The organism is Duganella paludis (assembly GCF_054461335.1).
In genome coordinates, this window is sequence record NZ_CM136922.1 from 2,278,011 (window position 1) to 2,296,460 (window position 18,450).

The window sequence follows — 18,450 nt, forward strand, 5'->3', positions numbered from 1 at the left end:
AGCAGTAAAATACCGTCATGCTTTCCGAATTCGACCTCATTAAAGAATATTTCCAGCGTCCCCACCATGCCGCGCGCGCCGTGCTCGGCATTGGTGACGATTGCGCCCTGATCGCGCCCACGCCCGGCATGCAGACCGCCATTTCGTCCGACATGCTGGTCGAGGGCCGCCACTTCTTCGCCGGCGAGGACCCGCAGCGGCTGGGCCACAAGGCGCTGGCCGTCAACCTGTCCGACCTGGCGGCGATGGGCGCGCGCCCGGTCGGCTTCACGCTGGCGCTGGCCCTGCCCGCCGCCGACCGCGCCTGGCTGCAGGGCTTCTCGCAAGGCCTGTTCGCGCTGGCCGACGCCTTCAACATCGAACTGATAGGCGGCGACACCACCAAGGGGCCGCTGAATATCTGCATCACCGTGTTTGGCGAGCTGCGCCCGGGCCAGGCCCTGCGCCGCAGCGCCGCGCAAGCCGGCGACGATATCTGGATTTCCGGCACCCTGGGCGATGCGCGCCTGGCGCTGGCCGGCTACCGCCAGGAATTGGCGCAGCCGCTGGACGATGCCGCCCAGCGCGCCGCCGCCGTGCGCATGCACATGCCGGTGCCGCGGGTGGAACTGGGCGTGCTGCTGGCGGAACAGGGCATCGCCCACGCCGCCATCGATATCTCGGACGGCTTGATTGGCGACCTCGGCCACATCCTCAAGCGCTCCGGGGTCGGCGCCACGCTCGACGTCGACGCGCTGCCGGCCGGCGATGTGCTGGCCACGCGCGACACCGCCCTGCGCCGCGCCTACACGGCCGCCGGCGGCGACGATTACGAGTTGTGCTTCACCGCGCCGGCAGCGTCGCGCGCGGCCATCCTGGCGGCGGCCGGCAGCGTGGCCACGCCGGTGACCCGCGTCGGCAGCATCGATGCCCAGGCCGGCCTGCGCCTGGTGGACGCCGGCGGCGCCGCGCTCGACCTGCAGCTAGCGGGCTTCGATCACTTCACTTCCTGAATCAAGGGCGGCAGCGCAGTCGCATCCTCGCCCGGCTCGCCGGCCATGCGGCCGCTGCCGTGCATCAGCCAGTAGTGGTGGAAGGCCAGGCGGATGTTGTCGCGCAGTTGGGTGTCGTCCCACGGCTTGGTGTAAAACCGGTAGATGGCGCCGCGGTTGATGGAATCGAGCACCGCCTCCAGCCCGGTATAGCCGGACAGGATGATGCGTATGGTCTCCGGATACATTTCCTTGACCTTGCTGAGGAACTCGGTGCCGCTCATCAGCGGCAGGCGCTGGTCGCACACCACCACCTGCACCGCGTGCAGGGCCAGCAGCTCGAAGGCTTCGATCGGGTTGGCCGCCGTCAGGATCTGGTAGCCGTCGCGGCGGAACAGGCGGTGCAGCGAGGCCAGCACGTTGACGTCGTCGTCGACGATCAGCAGCGTCTGCGGCGGCTGGCTGGCCGCGCCCGGCGCCGGCGGCAGGCTGCGGCCCGAGCGCACCAGCCGGCCCAGTTCGTCCGGCGCGACCGGCCGGCTGAAGAAATAGCCCTGGATTTCATCGCAACGGCTGCGCCGCAGGGCTTCGAGCTGGGCGCGCGTTTCCACGCCTTCGGCGATCACATGCAGCTTGAGGCTGTGCGCCATGCTGATGATGGCCAGCGCGATGGCGGCGTCGTTGGGATTGGTGGTGATCTCGCGCACGAAAGCGATGTCGATCTTCAGCTTGTCGATCGGGAAGCGCTGCAGGTAGGCCAGCGATGAATAACCGGTGCCGAAATCGTCGATCGCCACCTTCATGCCAAGCGCCTTGAGGTTCTTCAGCACGGTGATGGTGCGCTCGGCGTTGGACATCAGCGCCGACTCGGTCAGCTCCAGCTCCAGCAGCTCGGGCGGCACCTGGTGGCGCGCCAGCGCGGCGCGCACCACCTGCTCCAGGTCGCCCTCGACGAACTGGCGGCTGGCGACGTTGACCGCCACCCGCACCGGCCCCGTGCCGTCGGCCAGCCAGGCGGCGATCTGCTTGCAGGCGGTGTCGATGATCCAGCCGCCCACGCGCACCACCAGGCCGGTGTCCTCCAGCACCGGCACGAACTCGGCCGGATACACCAGGCCGAAGCCGGGCCGCTGCCAGCGCAGCAGCGATTCGACGCCGCAGATGGCGCCGGTGTTCAGGTTGACCTTGGGCTGGTAGTGCAGCAGCAGCTCGCGGTTGTCGAAGGCGCGGCGCAGCGCCAGCTCCATGTCCAGCCGCGCCAGCACCTGCACGTTCATGCCGGCGGTGAAGAAGCGGTAGCCGTCGCGCCCGGCCTGCTTGGCGCGCGACATGGCGGTGTCGGCATACTTGACCAGGGTTTCCGGATCGCTGGCGTCGTCCGGATACAGGGCGATGCCGATGCTGGCGCTGAGCACGGCCTGCTGGCCGTCGAGCTCGAACGGCTGGCGCAGCGCCTCGCGCACTTCCGAGGCGGCGTTCACCGCTTCCTGCTGGTCACGGTTCATGGTCAGGATCAGGGCGAACTCGTCGCCGCCGAGGCGGCCGGCGGTGTCGCGGATGCGCACGCATTGCACCAGGCGGTTGCTGAACTGGCGCAGCAGGTCGTCGCCGCAGGCGGTGCCGAGCGAGTCGTTGATGCTCTTGAAGCGGTCCAGGCCGATGAACAGCACGGCGATGCGCCACGGCTTGTCCTGCGCCAGCGCGATGGTGTCGCCCAGCGTGCGGAAGAACAGCGTGCGGTTGGGCAGGCCGGTCAGGCTGTCGTAGTGGGCCATGCGCTGCAACAGCTCTTCGGACTGGCGGCGCTCGCTGATGTCGCGCGCCACGCCCAGCATCACGGTGGGCTGGCCGGGACGCTGCAACAGCTGCCAGTACAGCTCGACCGGCACCGCCATCAGGTCGCTGCGCATCAGTTCCAGCTCGCTCAGTTCCGGCGCGCGCGCGGGACCGACGGCGGCGGCGAAATCGGCCAGCCGCTGCGCTTGCAGGCGTAGCGCGTCCGGCGTGCCGAGGCCGAGCCGGCTGGCGGTCTGGCCCAGCATCTCGAAGCGCGGATAGGCCAGCATGCGGCAGGCGCCTTCGTTGACGTCGACCAGTTCGGCGCTCTCGGTGTCGAGCAGGAAGATGGCGTCGGCGGTGGCGTCCATGGCGCTGCGGAAGCGCTGCAGTTCGGCGGTCCGCTCGCGCACGGTTTTCTCGAGGCGGGCGTTGTAGCTGCGCTCGCGCGCGTGCAGCAGGCGCATCTCCAGCATGTTGCGGATGCGCATCAGCGTTTCGATGGCGTCGAAAGGCTTGCTGATGAAGTCGCGCGCGCCGCTCTCGAAGGCGCGCATCTTGTGGTCGGGCTGGGCGGTGACCACCAGCACCGGCAGCCAACCGTCCGGCTCCAGCGGCTTGAGCGCCTCCATCACGTCGAAGCCGCTCATGCCCGGCATTTGCAGGTCGAGAATGATCAGGTCGTAGCGGTGCTCGGCATGCCAGCCGGCGACCACGCGCGGATCGGTGGTCGAACTGACCGCCTTGTAACCGGTGGAGGTCAGCAGATACTCCAGCAGCTCGACATTCACGGGCTGATCATCGACGATCAAAATGCGGGCGTGGGAAATGTCGGTGTGACTGATCATTGCGCCTCCGGTGGCTACGTACTCTTGAGTCAGCTTACCAGCCTCGACAAATGGCGGCGCACGGCTGAGGCTGTTGCAATTTCCATAATACATTGCAACTATACCAAATTTTCGTGCGGCACTGGCATCGATCAGGAAGTGCATGGTACAGTGATAGCAAGCCCCCGCAGTCCGCACCAGAGAAGGAATAGCCATGAGCAACAGCGACACCATCTTCGAACTCGCCGCACAAGTCGGCAAAGCACTCCAAGACAAGGGCTTGATCCTGGCCACCGCCGAATCGTGCACGGGCGGCGGCGTGGCCCAGGCCATCACCGAAATCGCCGGCTCGACCGCCTGGTTCGATTGCGGCTTCATCACCTATTCCAACGCCTCGAAAACCGAAATGCTGGACGTGTCGGCCGCGCTGATCGCGCAGATGGGCAGCGTGTCGGAAGAAGTGGCCGGCGCCATGGCCAGCGGCGCGCTCGGTGCGAGCAACGCCCACTTGGCGGTCTCGACCACCGGCATCGCCGGCCCCACCGGCGCCGTGCCGGGCAAGCCGGTCGGCACGGTGTGCTTCGGCTGGGCCAACGCCGACACGGTCCACACCGAACGCCTGGTGTTTGCCGGCGACCGCCGCGCGGTGCGCGAGCAGACCGTGATCCATGCCCTGCAAGGCTTGCTGCGCTTCATCAACTAGGTTGCCTTCGCGCGGCAAAACAATTACTCTCGACGCATTCAAGCGTTTCGGGAGTCATTGATGCAAAACACGGTACATTTTATTCTCCAGGGTAAAGGCGGCATCGGCAAGACGCTGGTCTCTACCATCCTTGCGCAGTGGATCGCCAGCAAGGACGTGGCCGAGGACCAGCAGCCGCTGCGCTGCTACGACACCGACCAGGAGAATGCGACCTTCTCGCGCTACAAGGCGATGAACGTCAAGCACGTACCGGTGATGACGGACAGCCGCACCATCGACCCCAAGCGCTTCGACGCGCTGATGATCGACATCCTCGAACAGGACGGCAACTGCGTGATCGACAACGGCGCCAACACCTTCTCGCCGCTGATGGGCTACCTGATCGAGAACGACTGCTTCTCGCTGTTGCAGGAATCGGGCCGCAAGGTCTATGTCCACACCATTGTCGGCGGCGGCGACACGCTGCACGACACCGCCATGGGCTTCGTCTCCACCGCCAAGGCCACCAACGTGCCGCTGGTGCTGTGGGAGAACGAACACTTCGGCCTGCTGCAATCGGCGGCCGGCAAGCAATTCATCGAATCGCAGACTTATGCCGACAACGCCGCGCGCGTGGTGGGCCGGGTGGTGCTGTCGGCGCGCAACGCCGACACCTTCGGCGCCGACATCAAGAAGATGAACACGGCGCGCCTGACCGCCGCCGAGGTCAAGGAAAGCGACAAATTCAACGTCATGGAAAAGCAGCGCATCAAGGTGGTGTTCCGCGACTTGTTCGAGCAACTCGACAAAGTGCAGTGGTAGGCGGCCATGGATCAGCAAAAGCTGCGCACGCTGGTATTTGAAAAGACCGGCGTCAAAATCGACGTCGACGATCCCGTGTTCGCGCTGGTGGCGCTGAACGAAGCGGTGCTGGAGGAAGCCGTGCAGCGCCACGTGGCGTTGATCGACGCCGCCTCGCTGGAGCTGGCGCAGCAGGCGCGCCTGGCCGGCGGCCTGCCGCCGCTGCAGGACGGCCATAGCCACGGCTCCGCCACCACCGCCGCGCCCGGCTACGTGCCGACGCCGCCTTCGGGGCCGGTGCGGCCGATCGCCACCCAAACGTCGCCGGCCATCACACCGCGCGAACTGCGCCTGCTGGGCGCCGCCGCCGGCATCGCCACCCTCAGCGCGCTGATCGTACTGGGCGGCCAGGCCGCCTTCCACAAACCAGCGCCAGCATTGACGGCGGAGCAGACGCAGGCACTACAGCACGCCGCCAGGCTGGAGCAGGCCATCGAGAAACTCGATCCCAAGGCCCGCGCCCAACTTCAAGCCGAACTGCAGAAATAAGCAAAACGGGGTCAGTTCTGCCATTGGTACACGAGCTCATGTACCAATGGCAGAACTGACCCCGGTTTTGTGCTAACATATGAACACCTATTCATTTGTTAGCGATAATGAGCTGCCAATACGACTATTCCGCCTGCGATCCACAGATCGCGCAACTGGCTGATTTGTTCCACCTGCTCGGCGATCCGACGCGCCTGCGCATCGTGCTCGCCTGCATGCCGGCGCCGATTGCCGTCAGCGATATTGCCACTACACTGGAACTGAGCGGCTCGCTGGTCAGCCACCATCTGCGCCTGCTGCGCGCCGCCCGCATCGTCAAGTCCGAGCGCCAGGGCAAGCAGGTTTTCTATTCCACCGCCGACGCCCACATCAGCGGCGTCCTCAACGATATGCTCGAACATATCGCCGAACCTTCCACCGGGACCGAAGCATGAGCAAGCACCACGATCACGACCATCATGACCACGACCATGGGCACCATCACGGCCACGACCATGATCATGGTCACAGCCATGCCCACGGTCACCACCATCACCACGGCGACCCCAACACCATGGGCCGCGCCTTCGCCATCGCCATCGTGCTCAACCTGGCGTTCGTCGGCATCGAATTCTTCTACGGTTTCCTGGCCAACTCGACCGCGCTGATGGCCGACGCCGGCCACAACCTGTCCGACGTGCTGGGCCTGATGCTGGCCTGGGGCGCCGCCATCCTGGCCAAGCGCGCGCCGAACCAACGCTATACCTACGGCCTGCGCAGCACCTCGATGCTGGCCGCGCTGTTCAACGCCATGCTGCTGATGGCGGCCTGCGGCGGCATCGCCTGGGAAGCCGTGCAGCAATTGCTGCATCCCGATCCGGTGGCCGGCATGACAGTGTCGGTGGTGGCGGGCGTGGGCATCCTGGTCAATGGCTTCTCGGCCTGGCTGTTCATGGCCGGCAGCAAGGACGACATCAATATCCGTGGCGCCTACCTGCACATGGCCGCCGACGCCGCCATTTCGCTCGGCGTGCTGGTGGCCGGCGTGGTGGTGCGCTATACCGGCTGGAACTGGCTCGATCCGGCGGTCAGCATGGTGATCGTCGCCATCATCGTGTATAGCACCTGGTCGCTACTGAAGCAGTCGCTGCGCATGATGCTGGCCGCCGTGCCCGACAATGTGGACCGCGCCAAGATCGAACATTTCCTGCACAACCAGCCGGGCGTAAGCTCGGTGTGCGACCTGCACATCTGGGCCATGAGCACCACCGAGAACGCGCTGACCGCGCAGCTGGTGACGCCGGCCGGCTATCCGGGCGACGACGCCATCGACGCCATCAGCAAGGCGTTGCGCGAGGACTTCTCGATCCAGCACAGCACGCTGCAGGTGCGCACCGGCGCCAGCGAGCAGGAATGCTGCCTGCAAGCGCCGGCGGCCGCACCGGCCGCCCACGCGCACGCGCACTAATCGGCCAGGTTGGCGTATAGAGCGGTACTCAGGTAACGCTCGCCGAACGAGGGGATGATCACCACGATCAGCTTGCCGGCGCTGTCCGGCCGCTGGGCCACCTGCATCGCCGCCCACAGCGCGGCGCCGGAGGATATCCCCACCAGCAGCCCTTCTTCCCTGGCCGCGCGGCGCGCGGTTTCAAACGCGTCGTCGTTGCCGACGCAGACAATTTCATCGTAGATGGCGGTATTCAGCACGCCCGGCACGAAGCCGGCGCCGATGCCCTGGATCGGGTGCGGCCCCTTGGTGCCCTTGGACAGGATGGGCGAGGCTTCCGGCTCCACCGCCACGCAGCGGAACGACGGCTTGCGCGCTTTGATCACCTCGCCCACGCCGGTGATGGTGCCGCCGGTGCCGATGCCGGCCACCAGGATGTCGACTGCGCCATCGGTGTCGGCCCAGATTTCCTCGGCCGTGGTACGGCGGTGCACATCAGGATTGGCCGGGTTGTTGAACTGCTGCGGCATCAGGTAGCGCGGATCGGATTCGGCCAGCGCATCGGCGTGGCGGATCGCGCCCAGCATGCCTTCGCTGCCCGGTGTCAGGATCAGCTCGGCGCCATAGGCGCGCAGCAGCATGCGCCGTTCGCGGCTCATGGTGTCGGGCATGACCAGCGTGCAACGATAGCCGCGCGCCGCGCAGACCATGGCCAGGGCGATGCCGGTGTTGCCGCTGGTGGGTTCGAGGATGATGGTGTCGGGGCGGATCTGCCCGGCCGCTTCGGCCGCTTCGATCATGGACAGGCCAATGCGGTCTTTCACGCTGTGGGCCGGATTGCAGTATTCGAGCTTGGCGAGCACTTGCGCGCCGCTGCCCTTGGACAGCCGGTTCAGCCGCACCAGGGGTGTGCGGCCGACCAGTTCGGTGACGTCGTTGGCAATCTTCATGGAGAACCTCCGAGTGGGACGGAGGCTCCAGTCTACGCCTTTATTTGACGTCTACCAGTTCCACGTCGAAGATTAGCGCGGAATTTGGCGGGATATTGCTGCCCGGGCTAGGACGCGAGCCGTAGGCCAGTTCCGACGGGATGATCAGGGTGCGCTTGCCGCCCACCTTCATGCCACGGATGCCCTGGTCCCAGCCCTTGATGACGCGGCCGGCGCCGAGCACGAAGTCCAGCGGTTCGCCGCGCGGGTAGGACGAGTCGAACAGCTTGCCGTGCATATTCTTGGCCAGCGGACGGTACAGCCAACCCGAGTAATGCATCACCACGGTAGCGCCGACGGAGGCTTCCTTGCCGGTGCCGACCTTGGTGTCGGTGACGATCAGCTGTTCGGCGGCCGGACCCGGCGTGGCCGAGCCGACTACGACGGCGGCGGCTGGTTCGGCGGCAGGAGCAGGAGCAGAGGCAGGAGCAACTTCGGGCTGGGCTTGCGGCGCCTGGGCCTGGACGATGGCGGTGGCGGTCGCAAGCAGCAAGGCGACGAAAACGGAACTACGCTTCATGTGGTTTCTTTCGATGAGTTCTGCAAACAGCTCGGAATAATAACAAACTAGACGGCGTCCGGGGCCGTTGTCGGCGCCGCGTCGTCCGCCAGGCGGCGCAGCGCGTGGCCGGCGGCCACCATGCCGAAGGTGGCGGTCACCACCATGGCCGAGCCGAAGCCGGCGCAATTGAGGCCGGTGACGCCGCCGCTGCGGTCGTCGCCATCGACCGCGCAGACCTCGCCGGTTTCCGGAAACTTCAGCGGCTCCATCGAAAACACGGCGTCGATGTGGAACTTGGTTTTCTCGCCGCGCGGGAAACCGTACTGGGCGCGCATGATCTTGCGCACCTTCTTCAGCAGCGGCTCCTGCTCGGTCCTGGCCAGGTCGCGCACGGAGATTTGCGATGCGTCGGTCTTGCCGCCGGCGCTGCCGATGGTGATCACCGGCAGATTGTGCTGGCGGGCCCAGGCCAGCATGGCGGCCTTGGCTTTCACGGAATCGGTGGCGTCGATCAGGTAATCGTAGTTGCCGGCGCCCAGCATCTGCTCCAGGTTGTCCGGCTCGACGAATTCCTCGATCTGGTTGACCTTGCAGAAGGGATTGATCTGGGCGATGCGCTCGGCCAGCGCGGTGATCTTGGCCATGCCGACGGTGCTGCTCAGAGCCTGGATCTGGCGGTTGATGTTGGACTCGGCCACGTTGTCCAGGTCGATCAAGGTGAGCTGGCCAATGGCGCTGCGCGCCAGCGCCTCGACGATCCACGAGCCGACGCCGCCCACGCCCACCACGCAGATGTGGGCGGCGCGGAAGCGCGCCAAACCGTGGGCGCCGTACAGGCGGGCGATGCCGCCGAAACGCCGCTCGAAGTCGACGTCGTCAAATGGGGAAGGGATGCTGTTCATCCCGACATTTTAACGGACTGCCGCGAAATCAATGCTAATATCATATTTGACAACATTCCCGGAAACCTCCGCCATGCGCCTTTGCTTGCCGCTTCTCCTCTGCTGCGCCACCGCCGTTGCAACGGCGGCACCGGACCAGCAGGAACAAGATATGTTGAAGAGTCTGCGCAACAATCTGGCGCGCGCCTTCGTGCTGGCGCCGGAACTGCCCTTGGACCCGGCGCTGCGCAGCGCTGCCGACGAGATCGCCGACGCCCACCTGGCCCGCATCGACGCGCTGCTGCCGGCCTGGCTGGAGGAAGAGCGCAAGGTACAAAGCGCCGGCGGCAAGCAGGCTGCCATCTGGTATGTCTACTTTGCGGTGTGGGCCAGGGTGCTCAATGAACTGGCGCTGTGGCAAATCGAACCGGGCGACGCCACTTACGAAAGCGCAATGCAGGCAGCGTTGACCGCTACGCCGCAGGTCTGCGACCTGCATGGCGACAACCGTTTCAGCGACTACGCCGCCCGCATCGCGCGCATCCAGCAAGTGCCGGTGGCGCAGCGGGCCGCCCTGCTGGCCACCGAACGCGAGCTGCTGTCGCGCTGGGGCAAGCCACGTGCGGCGCCAGCGCCTTGGCCCGTTCCGCTTCCGCAGGACGCGGCGGTGGCGCTGCTCAAGGGAACGCCGGTGCAGCCTGCGCGCCCAGCCTTGCCGCCCGTGCTTGCCAGCCAATTGCTGGGAGAGACGAAGCTTTACGATGCGATGGCGCGCGAAGAACAATGCCTGCTTCAGCACTGGTGGTTCAAGCACAGCCTGCAGCAAGGCGTAGCGCCGGCGACAGCGCTCAACGCCTTCCGCTACGGCACGATGATCAGCGCCGACGTGCGCCTGGCGGGCATGTTCAATCCGCAGCAAGGGCAGGAGCAAGGCAAGCCGCCCTACCCCGCCGTCGCCACGCGCTTCCAGGCCGAGGGGTCCACCATCGGACAGATCAGGCTGGGCGCCGGCGGCAAGCCCCAGCAAACCAGCGTGATCGAGCGGAAAATCGTTGTGCCCGGCATACGCGAAGTGCGCCCGGTTGCCTTTGAAAACTTGTTCGACGCCGCCACGCTGAAGTACGGCATGGAGAGCAAACCGGCCGCAGGCGGTCAGCTCAAGTATCAACTGGTGTGGACCCTCGAAGGAGCACGCCCATGAAGCGGCTGATACGGAAACTGATGCCGGCGCTGGCGTTGTGCACCACCACTTTGGCTGGCGCGGCCGAAGAATCGCCGCTGACCCAGGCGGCCATGCAAGCCTTCTGGTGGGGCGATTTCCCCGCGCTGGAACAGCAGAACGCCGTGCTGCGCCAGCCCGGCCATGTGGGCGCGGATGGGGTGGTGGAGCTCGAATGGTTCCGCATCGGCGTGGCCCAGGTGCTCAACGCCAGCCATCCCAATCAGGAAGCCTACTTGCAGGAACTGGAGAAACTGACGCTGCAATGGACCAGGGAATATCCGAAGTCGGCGCTGGCGCATGTGTTGTACGCCAGGGTGCTGGTGGCGCACGGCTGGGCGTATCGCGGCGGCGGCTATGTCAAGGACGTGCCGCCGGAAGCATGGAAGGATTTCGAAGCGTATCTGCACCGCGCGACTCAGTATCTGCTCGATCACGCCGACGTGGCCTTGAGCGACAGCTATGGCCACGTGGTGTTGCTCAACATCAGCCGGGGCATGGGCTGGGACAGCAAACAGATATGGGACGTCATCAACGACGGTTTGAAGCGCAACCCGGACGACGTCACCCTGTACTTCAACGCCCTCACCGGCCTGTTGCCCAAGTGGGGCGGCGACAACAAGGCGCTGGACCAATTCATCCGCAAGGCTACCGAACAGACCAAGGCCAGCTTCGGCACCGGCATGTACGCCCGCCTGTATTCGGCCGCCGCCGAAGACGAGTATGGCCACGCGCTGTTCCAGAACAGCCGGGTCCACTGGCCGACGATGAAACAGTCCTACGAAGACATGCTGGCGCGCTACCCCAGCGACGGCCGCCGCAACCGTTACGCCTACATGGCGTGCCTGGCCAAGGACAAACCGACCCTGCTGGCCCAGCTCGACCTGTTGGGCGACAAGGTCACGGCCGAGTCATGGGGTCCGAACCCGCAACGCAGCCTGGAAGGCTGCCTGCGCTGGGCGCGGCAAGGTTAGCACTTAAATGGATTCGGTGGAACGCATAAAATTCTCCTTTTGCACTACTTCGTCAATATCAGTGTAAACCCAGAGCCCGGCCACAGCAAGGTCTTGGCAGGCGCGATAACCCAACGGAAAAATCCCTTACCGTCCTTTAGAATATCGGCATTGTTCTGTCTTTTTCCAGACTTGATGTAGATGATTTGGTAGTCATTCTTCACCCTCACCCGCACTTCCATTCCGAACACGTACTTTTCGATCACGATAGTAATGAAAGGTTCAACGCGCAAATTTTGACTGATTTCAAATGTTCGCTCAACCTCGACCGCTCTCGCATCGTCCAGATGTCCCGCCAAGGGATACGAAAGAGTTAACTCGCCAGTCCCATTCGGAATTGCCGGCGGGATTTCCGTGTTAAGGTCCACTTCGTGGTTCCCTATGCGCAAATAGGTAAGCTTTTTTGCTCCATCGGTTTTCAACCATTGCGAGAAGGTGGGTGAATCGACGCCGAGCGGAACTTTTAAAGTTGCATTCAGGGTGTTGGTGATGGTCGCATTACCGGTAGCATCAACGTCGATGTCGTAGCTGATATTAACACCGTGATAAGTATGCGACAGCTCCAGATCCGAATTCAGAAATGTCTCATGTATTTTGCGCGCCGTTTTTTCCGCATCGCTACCCAGGGCGCGATCAAGCATCGCCTTGGTCAGGCTCATCCAGCTTTGTCGCAATTGCTCGGTGGTGTGGATCTTGTTGGGGGAATACAAGGCATCCATCACATGCACCTGGAAGATCTCGGCAAACTGCGACGACTTCACGATCGCCGTGAACACGCCGGTCCCAAGGATAGCCGTTCCCGCGCCACTCAACGCCCATCCGGCGATGCCGCTTACAGGATGGACACCCGGCGGCCATAGACTCTGGACGAGAACGCTTAGCACCAGCATAGCGACACCCAGCAGCACCCCTACCAGGAGCGGATTTTTCTGGAAGGGCTCCCAAAAGGACTTGACCGCGATGTTCTTGATCGTTTCCAGCGACATGGCATCCTCTGCATTGAGCGTGAAATTAACGTTTGCTTTGCTTGCATCAGTATCGCGAATTATTTGTCGAGCCCTTTGCTTCAGCTCCAAAGACGTTGAATTCTTTTAGAATGCTCTCTTACTCCTCAAAAGCGCGCACACCATGAGCAATAGTTTGTACGACACCGCCCCCGATTTCAGCCAGCCTATCGCCGTGCTGAAACATTGCCACGACCGTATCCGCAAGCAACTGCAAACGCTGCAGAGCCTGCTGGCGCATTTGCCCAAGCATGGCGCCGACGTCGATGCGCAAAAGGCCGCGCAGGCGGTGTTGAAATATTTCAACAACGCCGCCCATCTGCACCACGAGGACGAGGAACAGAACCTGCTGCCGATGCTGCAAGCCACCGCGCGCGGCGCCGACGCCACCCTGCTGGCAGAGCTGGCGCCCGTGATTTTGGCCGGTCACGAGCAAATGGATAGAGACTGGACTATACTTAAATCGCAACTTGAGCAGATCGCCAATGGCGCCGGCTCCAACCTGTCGGCCAGCGACGTGGCGCGCTTCTGCGACGCCTACGCGGCCCACATGGTGATGGAGGAAACCAATATCGCCACCATGGCCAAGCGGCTGTTCAGCCCGGAGCAGATGGCGCAGCTGGGCAGCGCCATGCAGGTGCGGCGCGGCATCACGCCGGCCCTGCCGGACAGCCAGGTGCCCGAACAACAGGCGGCGCCGGTCACCCAGGCGGTGGCCGACGGCGTGGTGCTGGCCGACCTGCGGCTCGACTACGGCCGCGCCAGCCTGACGGAAAACGATGTGCTGGACGATCCGATCGCCCAGTTCGGCAAGTGGTTCGAGGAGGCCCTGCACGCCAAGGTCAACGAACCGAACGCGATGAGCGTGGCCACGGTGGACGCGGACGGCAAGCCGAGCTCGCGCATCGTTCTCATCAAGCAATATGACCAGCGTGGTTTCACCTGGTACACCAACTACGAGAGCCAGAAAGGCCGGCAACTGCGCGATAACCCGCATGCGGCCTTGCTATTCTTTTGGAGTGAACTGGAACGACAAATTCGGATCGAAGGTAAAGTGGTGCAAACCGCCGCCGAGGAAAGCGACAAGTATTTCTACAGCCGCCCGGTGAAGAGCCAGATTGCTGCGATCGCTTCGCAGCAGAGCGCGCCCATCGCCAACCGCGAGCAGATGGAAGTCAATTTCGATGCGGCCGCCGCCGTCAGCGGCGACCATCCGCTGCGCCCCGCGCACTGGGGCGGCTACCGCCTCGACCCGGAACGCATCGAGTTCTGGCAGGGACGCCGCTCGCGGTTCCACGACCGGATCGTGTATCTCAAACAAGCTGATGGCAGTTGGGTGAAGGAGCGCCTGCAACCGTAAGCGGTGTTCCCTCCCCTGGCCTGGCCATCAGGCGCTGGCTTTTGTTTTCTGAACCTCGGGAGGGTATCTTGTTCGTACAGAATCAACTCAGCAACTGGATCGAGGCCATCCGCGCGCAGCTGACGCTGCCGCTGCGCATCGAATTGTGGAACGGCCAGCAGGTCGACCTGTCCAGCGAAGCGCCGCGCGTGACCATCAAGCTGCCCAACGTGGCGGCGGCCCGCTATCTGCTCACGCCGTCGCTGTCCAACCTGGGCGCGGCCTATGTGGAAGGCGCCATCGAGGTCAAGGGCAAGGCGCGCGACATGATCGCCGTGGTCAACGCCCTTGCGCGCACCTCGCTCAAGGCCGAGGGCAAGTTCGCGCGCATGGTGCGCAGCTTCAGCCACAGCAAGCACAAGGATGCCGAGGCGATCCGCTACCACTACGACGTCTCCAACGATTTCTACCGCGAGTTCCTCGACCCGAATATGGTGTATTCCTGCGCCTATTTCGAGAACGGCGACGAAGACCTGGCCGCCGCCCAGCTCAAGAAGATCGACCACATCCTGCGCAAGATCGAGCTGCAGCCGGGCCAGACCCTGCTCGACATCGGCTGCGGCTGGGGCGCGCTGGTGATCCGCGCGGCGCAGCGATACCAGGCGCGCTGCGTCGGCGTGACGCTGTCGGAAAACCAGTATGAACTGGCCAAGCAGCGCGTGCGCGAGGCCGGGCTGGAGCACCTGGTGGAAATCCGCCTGCAGGACTACCGCGACGTGCGCGGCCAGTTCGACCGCATCACCAGCGTCGGCATGTTCGAGCACGTGGGCGTGCGCCACCTGGCTGAATACTTCGGCGCGATCCACCAGCTGCTGGCGCCGGACGGCGTGGTGATGAACCACGGCATCACCACCACCGATCCCGACAACGGCGAAACGCCGTATGGCGGCGGCGAGTTCATCGAGAAATATGTGTTTCCGCACGGCGAGCTGGCGCACATCGGCAACGTGCTCAAGGCCATGCAGCAGGGCGCGCTGGAGGTGAGCGACGTGGAAAACCTGCGCCGCCACTATGCCCGCACCTGCGCCATCTGGACCGATAATTTCGAGGCGCGCGGCGAGCGCGTGCGCGAATTGGCCGGGGACAAGCGCTATCGCATCTGGCACGTCTACCTGGCCGGCTGCGCCTACGCCTTCGAGCAGGACTGGATCAGCCTGTACCAGATCGTCGGCCGCAAGGCGGGCCAGCGCTCGGGCGCGCTGCCGTGGTCGCGCCGCCACATGTATCCGGACGCTACTTCAGTCGGCTGGCGTACGTCTTCTTGAACTTGTCGACCTTGGGCGCCACCACGAAAGCGCAATAGCCCTGCAGCGGATGCTGGCTGAAGTAATCCTGGTGGTAGTCCTCGGCCTTGTACCAGGCCTGCGCGGGCGCCAGCTCGGTGACGATGGGCGCGTCCCACACGTGGGCCATTTCCCCCACCACCTGGCGCGCCATGGCTTCCTGCTGCGGCGACTGGTAATAGATCACGGAACGGTATTGGGTGCCGACGTCGTTGCCCTGGCGGTTGAGGGTGGTCGGATCGTGGATGGTGAAGAAGATTTCCAGCAGGTCGCGGTAAGTGATGACGGCCGGATCGAACTCCAGCTTGACCACCTCCGCGTGGCCGGTATCGCCCACGCACACCTGCTCATAGCTGGGCTGGGCCACATGGCCGCCCATGTAGCCGGACTCCACCGACGTGACGCCTTTGACTTCCCGATACACCGCGTCGGTGCACCAGAAGCAACCGCCGCCCAGTATCGCCGTTTCCGAATTGCCCGCCATGACTCCCCCTTGCGTAGAAGACTCACCCACCACCCCACTGTAACGCAAACGTCGGCAATTCGCTATGGCAGCACAAATCTTTGGCATAATGACAGACCATGAACATCACTTCTCCACGCGCCGAAGAGCGCAGTTTCGACACCGCGCATTTCCGCCAGGCGCTGGGCCAGTTCGCCACGGGCGTGACCATCATCACCACCCGCCTGGCCGACGGCACGTTTCGCGGCCTGACCGCCAGTTCCTTCAACTCGGTGTCGCTCGATCCGCCGCTGGTGCTGTGGAGCCTGGCCAACGGGGCCAACAGCATGCCCATCTTCACCGGCAACTCGCACTACGTGATCAATGTGCTCAACGCCGAGCAGGCGCACCTGGCCAAGCGCTTCGCCACCCGGGGCACGGACCCGTGGGACGGCCTGGAAATCGAACTGTCGCGCACCGGCCAGCCCATCATCAAGGGCGTGTCGGCGTGGTTTGAATGCCATAACCGCAGCCGCTATCCCGAGGGCGACCACGTGATTTTCGTCGGCGAGGTGGAATTCTGCGAGTTTTCGCCAAGTCCACCGCTGATCTACCACAGCGGCCAGTTCGGCAGCCTGGGGTAAAAACGGAAATTGGTGTCGCTCTTTGAAAAGCCGGCGCCAGGGCGGCGGCTTAGAATGCTGGCAGCATTCATCATCATAATGAGAGACTACTATGAGCCAAGCCCGCGCCCAATTCCACTGGGATGACCCTCTGCTGCTGGACCAGCAACTGACCGACGACGAGCGCATGGTGCGCGAAGCGGCCGCCGCCTACTGCCAGGACAAGCTGCAACCGCGCATCCTGGAAGCCTTCCGCCACGAAAAGATGGACATCTCCATCTTCCGCGAAATGGGCGAACTGGGCCTGCTGGGGCCGACCATACCCGAACAATACGGCGGTCCCGGCCTCAACTACGTGGCCTACGGCCTGATCGCGCGCGAAGTCGAGCGCGTCGATTCCGGCTACCGCTCGATGATGAGCGTGCAATCGTCGCTGGTGATGGTGCCGATCTATGAATTCGGCACCGAAGAACAGAAACAGAAATACCTGCCCAAGCTGGCCACCGGCGAGTGGATCGGCTGCTTTGGCCTGACCGAACCGAACCACGGCTCCGATCCGGGCTCGATGATCACCCGCGCCAAGAAAGTGGCCGGCGGCTACGCGCTGACCGGCGCCAAGATGTGGATCACCAATTCGCCGGTGGCGGATGTGTTCGTGGTTTGGGCCAAGGACGATGAAGGCGCGATTCGCGGCTTCGTGCTGGAAAAAGGCATGGCGGGCTTGAGCGCGCCGGCCATCCACGGCAAGTTCGGCCTGCGCGCCTCGATCACCGGCGAAATCGTGATGGACAATGTGTTTGTACCGGAGGAGAACGCCTTCCCGGATGTGCGCGGCCTGAAGGGTCCGTTCACCTGCCTGAATTCGGCACGCTACGGCATCGCCTGGGGCGCGCTGGGCGCGGCCGAGTCGTGCTGGCACACCGCGCGTCAGTATGTGATGGACCGCGAGCAGTTCGGCCGTCCGCTGGCCGCCAACCAGCTGATCCAGAAGAAGCTGGCCGACATGCAGACTGAAATCACCATGGGCCTGCAAGGCTGCCTGCGCCTCGGGCGCATGAAGGACGAAGGCACGGCGGCGGTGGAAATCACCTCGATGATGAAGCGCAACTCGTGCGGCAAGTCGCTGGACGTGGCACGCATGGCGCGCGACATGCTGGGCGGGAATGGTATTTCGGATGAGTTTGGCATCATCCGTCACATGGTCAACCTGGAGGTGGTCAACACCTACGAGGGCACGCATGATATTCATGCGCTCATCCTGGGACGAGCGCAAACAGGCATTCAAGCTTTCCAGTAAGCCGAACACCCAAAAAAAAACCGCTGCCTCGGCAGCGGTTTTCATTTTTACCAGCCCTTGAAGGCGTAGCCTACGCTGACATTCACCGCCAGCGGGTCCAGGGTCACATCCTGGGTCTGGCCGGTCGAGTAGTGGGCCTTGGTCTTCAGCTTGGTCTTGATGACCGATGCGTCCAGGAACCACTTGTCATTGATACGGACCGTGCCGCCGATCTGGACGCTGTAAGTCAGCTTGTCGTCCAGCTTGAAGGTGGCAGGCGCGCCGCCGGTGTTCAACACCGCCGTCAGCTGGCCCGAACCGCGTTCCTTCTGGAACATGGCGTAGGTCACGCCCAGGCCCACATAAGGACGAACCACCGAGTCCGGCTTCAGGAAGCGGTACTGGATGAAGGCCGTCGGCGGCAGCACTTCCGAGGTCGCCAGCTTGCCGGTGCCTTCGATGGCGCCGGCGCCGTACAGGTTGTGCTTGTACGGCAGGCCCAGATCGACCTCGGCTGACACATTGTCGGTCAGCATGTAGGCAATCGCGAAGCGCGGCTGGGTGTCCGTGCCGACATCGGTCTTGGTGTTCGGCAGCGCAGGCGCCGACACGTTGCCCGAATCAACCTTCGGCGTGATCTTGTTCGCGCCCAGCGTGCCCAGCCAGGTGCCGGCGGTTTGTTGTGCCGATGCAGCCGAGGCCACCGTCATTGCGGCGGCCAGCGCCAGCAGTTTTACCGTGTTCTTCATATCGTCTCCGAATATATATTTTGATAGGTCCGACGACT

At 64.0% G+C, this 18,450-nt stretch carries 19 protein-coding genes; 12 read left to right on the top strand and 7 right to left on the bottom strand.

From position 1 onward, the window contains the following. Positions 1-17 precede the first annotated feature (17 nt). Positions 18-992 carry a thiamine-phosphate kinase gene (thiL, locus tag ACXZ1M_RS10230; protein ID WP_459053054.1) on the top strand — a complete coding sequence of 325 codons (975 nt, stop codon included), beginning with the start codon at positions 18-20 and terminating at the stop codon, positions 990-992. Here the strand turns inward: thiL and ACXZ1M_RS10235 are convergent. Continuing rightward, positions 977-3,595, bottom strand: a complete 2,619-nt coding sequence (locus ACXZ1M_RS10235; protein ID WP_459053055.1) for an EAL domain-containing protein — start codon at positions 3,593-3,595, stop codon at positions 977-979. The genes thiL and ACXZ1M_RS10235 overlap by 16 nt on opposite strands. A 193-nt stretch (positions 3,596-3,788) precedes the next feature. On the opposite strand from ACXZ1M_RS10235, the gene ACXZ1M_RS10240 reads away from it, so the two are divergent. From ACXZ1M_RS10240 to ACXZ1M_RS10260, 5 genes are all read left to right on the top strand, one after another. Next, positions 3,789-4,277, top strand: a complete 489-nt coding sequence (locus ACXZ1M_RS10240; RefSeq protein ID WP_459053056.1) for a CinA family protein — start codon at positions 3,789-3,791, stop codon at positions 4,275-4,277. Between the two features lie 60 nt (positions 4,278-4,337). Next, positions 4,338-5,078, top strand: a complete 741-nt coding sequence (locus ACXZ1M_RS10245; RefSeq protein WP_459053057.1) for a P-loop NTPase family protein — start codon at positions 4,338-4,340, stop codon at positions 5,076-5,078. A 6-nt stretch (positions 5,079-5,084) separates the two neighbouring features. Then, positions 5,085-5,606: a hypothetical protein gene (locus tag ACXZ1M_RS10250; protein ID WP_459053058.1), complete on the top strand. Its 522-nt coding sequence runs from the start codon at positions 5,085-5,087 to the stop codon at positions 5,604-5,606. Between the two features lie 107 nt (positions 5,607-5,713). After that, positions 5,714-6,040 carry an ArsR/SmtB family transcription factor gene (locus tag ACXZ1M_RS10255; RefSeq protein ID WP_459053059.1) on the top strand — a complete coding sequence of 109 codons (327 nt, stop codon included), beginning with the start codon at positions 5,714-5,716 and terminating at the stop codon, positions 6,038-6,040. Beyond that, positions 6,037-7,053 (top strand): cation diffusion facilitator family transporter, encoded by a 1,017-nt coding sequence (locus ACXZ1M_RS10260; RefSeq protein ID WP_459053060.1) that lies wholly within the window; start codon positions 6,037-6,039, stop codon positions 7,051-7,053. The genes ACXZ1M_RS10255 and ACXZ1M_RS10260 overlap by 4 nt, the downstream gene beginning before the upstream one ends. Here ACXZ1M_RS10260 and cysK read toward each other — a convergent pair. The 3 genes from cysK to ACXZ1M_RS10275 are packed head-to-tail and all read right to left on the bottom strand — an operon-like array spanning position 7,050 to position 9,425. Further along, positions 7,050-7,982 (bottom strand): cysteine synthase A, encoded by a 933-nt coding sequence (cysK, locus tag ACXZ1M_RS10265; protein WP_459053061.1) that lies wholly within the window; start codon positions 7,980-7,982, stop codon positions 7,050-7,052. The genes ACXZ1M_RS10260 and cysK overlap by 4 nt on opposite strands. Positions 7,983-8,022: 40 nt before the next feature. Continuing rightward, positions 8,023-8,541: an FKBP-type peptidyl-prolyl cis-trans isomerase gene (locus tag ACXZ1M_RS10270; RefSeq protein WP_459053062.1), complete on the bottom strand. Its 519-nt coding sequence runs from the start codon at positions 8,539-8,541 to the stop codon at positions 8,023-8,025. 47 nt (positions 8,542-8,588) lie between these two features. After that, positions 8,589-9,425 carry a tRNA threonylcarbamoyladenosine dehydratase gene (locus ACXZ1M_RS10275; RefSeq protein WP_459053063.1) on the bottom strand — a complete coding sequence of 279 codons (837 nt, stop codon included), beginning with the start codon at positions 9,423-9,425 and terminating at the stop codon, positions 8,589-8,591. Between the two features lie 151 nt (positions 9,426-9,576). Here ACXZ1M_RS10275 and ACXZ1M_RS10280 point away from each other — a divergent pair, with 151 nt between their 5' ends. Both ACXZ1M_RS10280 and ACXZ1M_RS10285 read left to right on the top strand, forming a co-directional pair. After that, a complete protein-coding gene (locus ACXZ1M_RS10280) occupies positions 9,577-10,605 on the top strand; it encodes a hypothetical protein (protein WP_459053064.1) in 1,029 nt (342 codons plus the stop codon). Beyond that, complete coding sequence (locus ACXZ1M_RS10285) at positions 10,602-11,597, top strand: DUF4034 domain-containing protein (RefSeq protein WP_459053065.1); 996 nt, start codon at positions 10,602-10,604, stop codon at positions 11,595-11,597. The genes ACXZ1M_RS10280 and ACXZ1M_RS10285 overlap by 4 nt, the downstream gene beginning before the upstream one ends. A gap of 44 nt (positions 11,598-11,641) precedes the next feature. On the opposite strand, the gene ACXZ1M_RS10290 is transcribed toward ACXZ1M_RS10285, so the two are convergent. Next, positions 11,642-12,712 (bottom strand): hypothetical protein, encoded by a 1,071-nt coding sequence (locus ACXZ1M_RS10290; protein WP_459053066.1) that lies wholly within the window; start codon positions 12,710-12,712, stop codon positions 11,642-11,644. 52 nt (positions 12,713-12,764) lie between these two features. Here ACXZ1M_RS10290 and pdxH point away from each other — a divergent pair, with 52 nt between their 5' ends. Both pdxH and ACXZ1M_RS10300 read left to right on the top strand, forming a co-directional pair. Then, positions 12,765-14,000 carry a pyridoxamine 5'-phosphate oxidase gene (gene pdxH / locus ACXZ1M_RS10295; RefSeq protein ID WP_459053067.1) on the top strand — a complete coding sequence of 412 codons (1,236 nt, stop codon included), beginning with the start codon at positions 12,765-12,767 and terminating at the stop codon, positions 13,998-14,000. Positions 14,001-14,068: 68 nt separating this feature from the next. Then, positions 14,069-15,304 carry a class I SAM-dependent methyltransferase gene (locus tag ACXZ1M_RS10300; protein WP_459053068.1) on the top strand — a complete coding sequence of 412 codons (1,236 nt, stop codon included), beginning with the start codon at positions 14,069-14,071 and terminating at the stop codon, positions 15,302-15,304. Here the strand turns inward: ACXZ1M_RS10300 and msrA are convergent. After that, entirely contained in the window at positions 15,273-15,806 is a 534-nt protein-coding gene (gene msrA / locus ACXZ1M_RS10305; protein WP_459053069.1) for a peptide-methionine (S)-S-oxide reductase MsrA, read from the bottom strand. The two genes, ACXZ1M_RS10300 and msrA, sit on opposite strands and share 32 nt — an antisense overlap. Positions 15,807-15,904: 98 nt before the next feature. On the opposite strand from msrA, the gene ACXZ1M_RS10310 reads away from it, so the two are divergent. Next, positions 15,905-16,408, top strand: a complete 504-nt coding sequence (locus ACXZ1M_RS10310) for a flavin reductase family protein (protein WP_459053070.1) — start codon at positions 15,905-15,907, stop codon at positions 16,406-16,408. A gap of 91 nt (positions 16,409-16,499) precedes the next feature. After that, the gene (locus ACXZ1M_RS10315) at positions 16,500-17,684 is read left to right on the top strand and encodes an acyl-CoA dehydrogenase (RefSeq protein WP_459053071.1); all 1,185 of its coding nucleotides are present in this window, start codon (positions 16,500-16,502) and stop codon (positions 17,682-17,684) included. A 47-nt stretch (positions 17,685-17,731) separates the two neighbouring features. Here the strand turns inward: ACXZ1M_RS10315 and ACXZ1M_RS10320 are convergent, their stop codons facing one another. Next, the gene (locus ACXZ1M_RS10320; protein ID WP_459053072.1) at positions 17,732-18,412 is read right to left on the bottom strand and encodes an OmpW/AlkL family protein; all 681 of its coding nucleotides are present in this window, start codon (positions 18,410-18,412) and stop codon (positions 17,732-17,734) included. Positions 18,413-18,450: the final 38 nt, after the last annotated feature.

Bases quoted from the DNA above. Each gene is read 5' to 3' on its own strand.
- ACXZ1M_RS10235 (WP_459053055.1), bottom strand. From the start codon at position 3,595: ATGATCAGTCACACCGACATTTCCCACGCCCGCATTTTGATCGTCGAT.
- ACXZ1M_RS10270 (WP_459053062.1), bottom strand. From the start codon at position 8,541: ATGAAGCGTAGTTCCGTTTTCGTCGCCTTGCTGCTTGCGACCGCCACC.
- ACXZ1M_RS10245 (WP_459053057.1), top strand. From the start codon at position 4,338: ATGCAAAACACGGTACATTTTATTCTCCAGGGTAAAGGCGGCATCGGC.
- cysK (WP_459053061.1), bottom strand. From the start codon at position 7,982: ATGAAGATTGCCAACGACGTCACCGAACTGGTCGGCCGCACACCCCTG.
- msrA (WP_459053069.1), bottom strand. From the start codon at position 15,806: ATGGCGGGCAATTCGGAAACGGCGATACTGGGCGGCGGTTGCTTCTGG.
- ACXZ1M_RS10275 (WP_459053063.1), bottom strand. From the start codon at position 9,425: ATGAACAGCATCCCTTCCCCATTTGACGACGTCGACTTCGAGCGGCGT.
- ACXZ1M_RS10310 (WP_459053070.1), top strand. From the start codon at position 15,905: ATGAACATCACTTCTCCACGCGCCGAAGAGCGCAGTTTCGACACCGCG.
- ACXZ1M_RS10260 (WP_459053060.1), top strand. From the start codon at position 6,037: ATGAGCAAGCACCACGATCACGACCATCATGACCACGACCATGGGCAC.
- ACXZ1M_RS10240 (WP_459053056.1), top strand. From the start codon at position 3,789: ATGAGCAACAGCGACACCATCTTCGAACTCGCCGCACAAGTCGGCAAA.
- ACXZ1M_RS10315 (WP_459053071.1), top strand. From the start codon at position 16,500: ATGAGCCAAGCCCGCGCCCAATTCCACTGGGATGACCCTCTGCTGCTG.
- pdxH (WP_459053067.1), top strand. From the start codon at position 12,765: ATGAGCAATAGTTTGTACGACACCGCCCCCGATTTCAGCCAGCCTATC.
- ACXZ1M_RS10250 (WP_459053058.1), top strand. From the start codon at position 5,085: ATGGATCAGCAAAAGCTGCGCACGCTGGTATTTGAAAAGACCGGCGTC.
- ACXZ1M_RS10320 (WP_459053072.1), bottom strand. From the start codon at position 18,412: ATGAAGAACACGGTAAAACTGCTGGCGCTGGCCGCCGCAATGACGGTG.
- ACXZ1M_RS10285 (WP_459053065.1), top strand. From the start codon at position 10,602: ATGAAGCGGCTGATACGGAAACTGATGCCGGCGCTGGCGTTGTGCACC.
- thiL (WP_459053054.1), top strand. From the start codon at position 18: ATGCTTTCCGAATTCGACCTCATTAAAGAATATTTCCAGCGTCCCCAC.
- ACXZ1M_RS10280 (WP_459053064.1), top strand. From the start codon at position 9,577: ATGTTGAAGAGTCTGCGCAACAATCTGGCGCGCGCCTTCGTGCTGGCG.
- ACXZ1M_RS10255 (WP_459053059.1), top strand. From the start codon at position 5,714: ATGAGCTGCCAATACGACTATTCCGCCTGCGATCCACAGATCGCGCAA.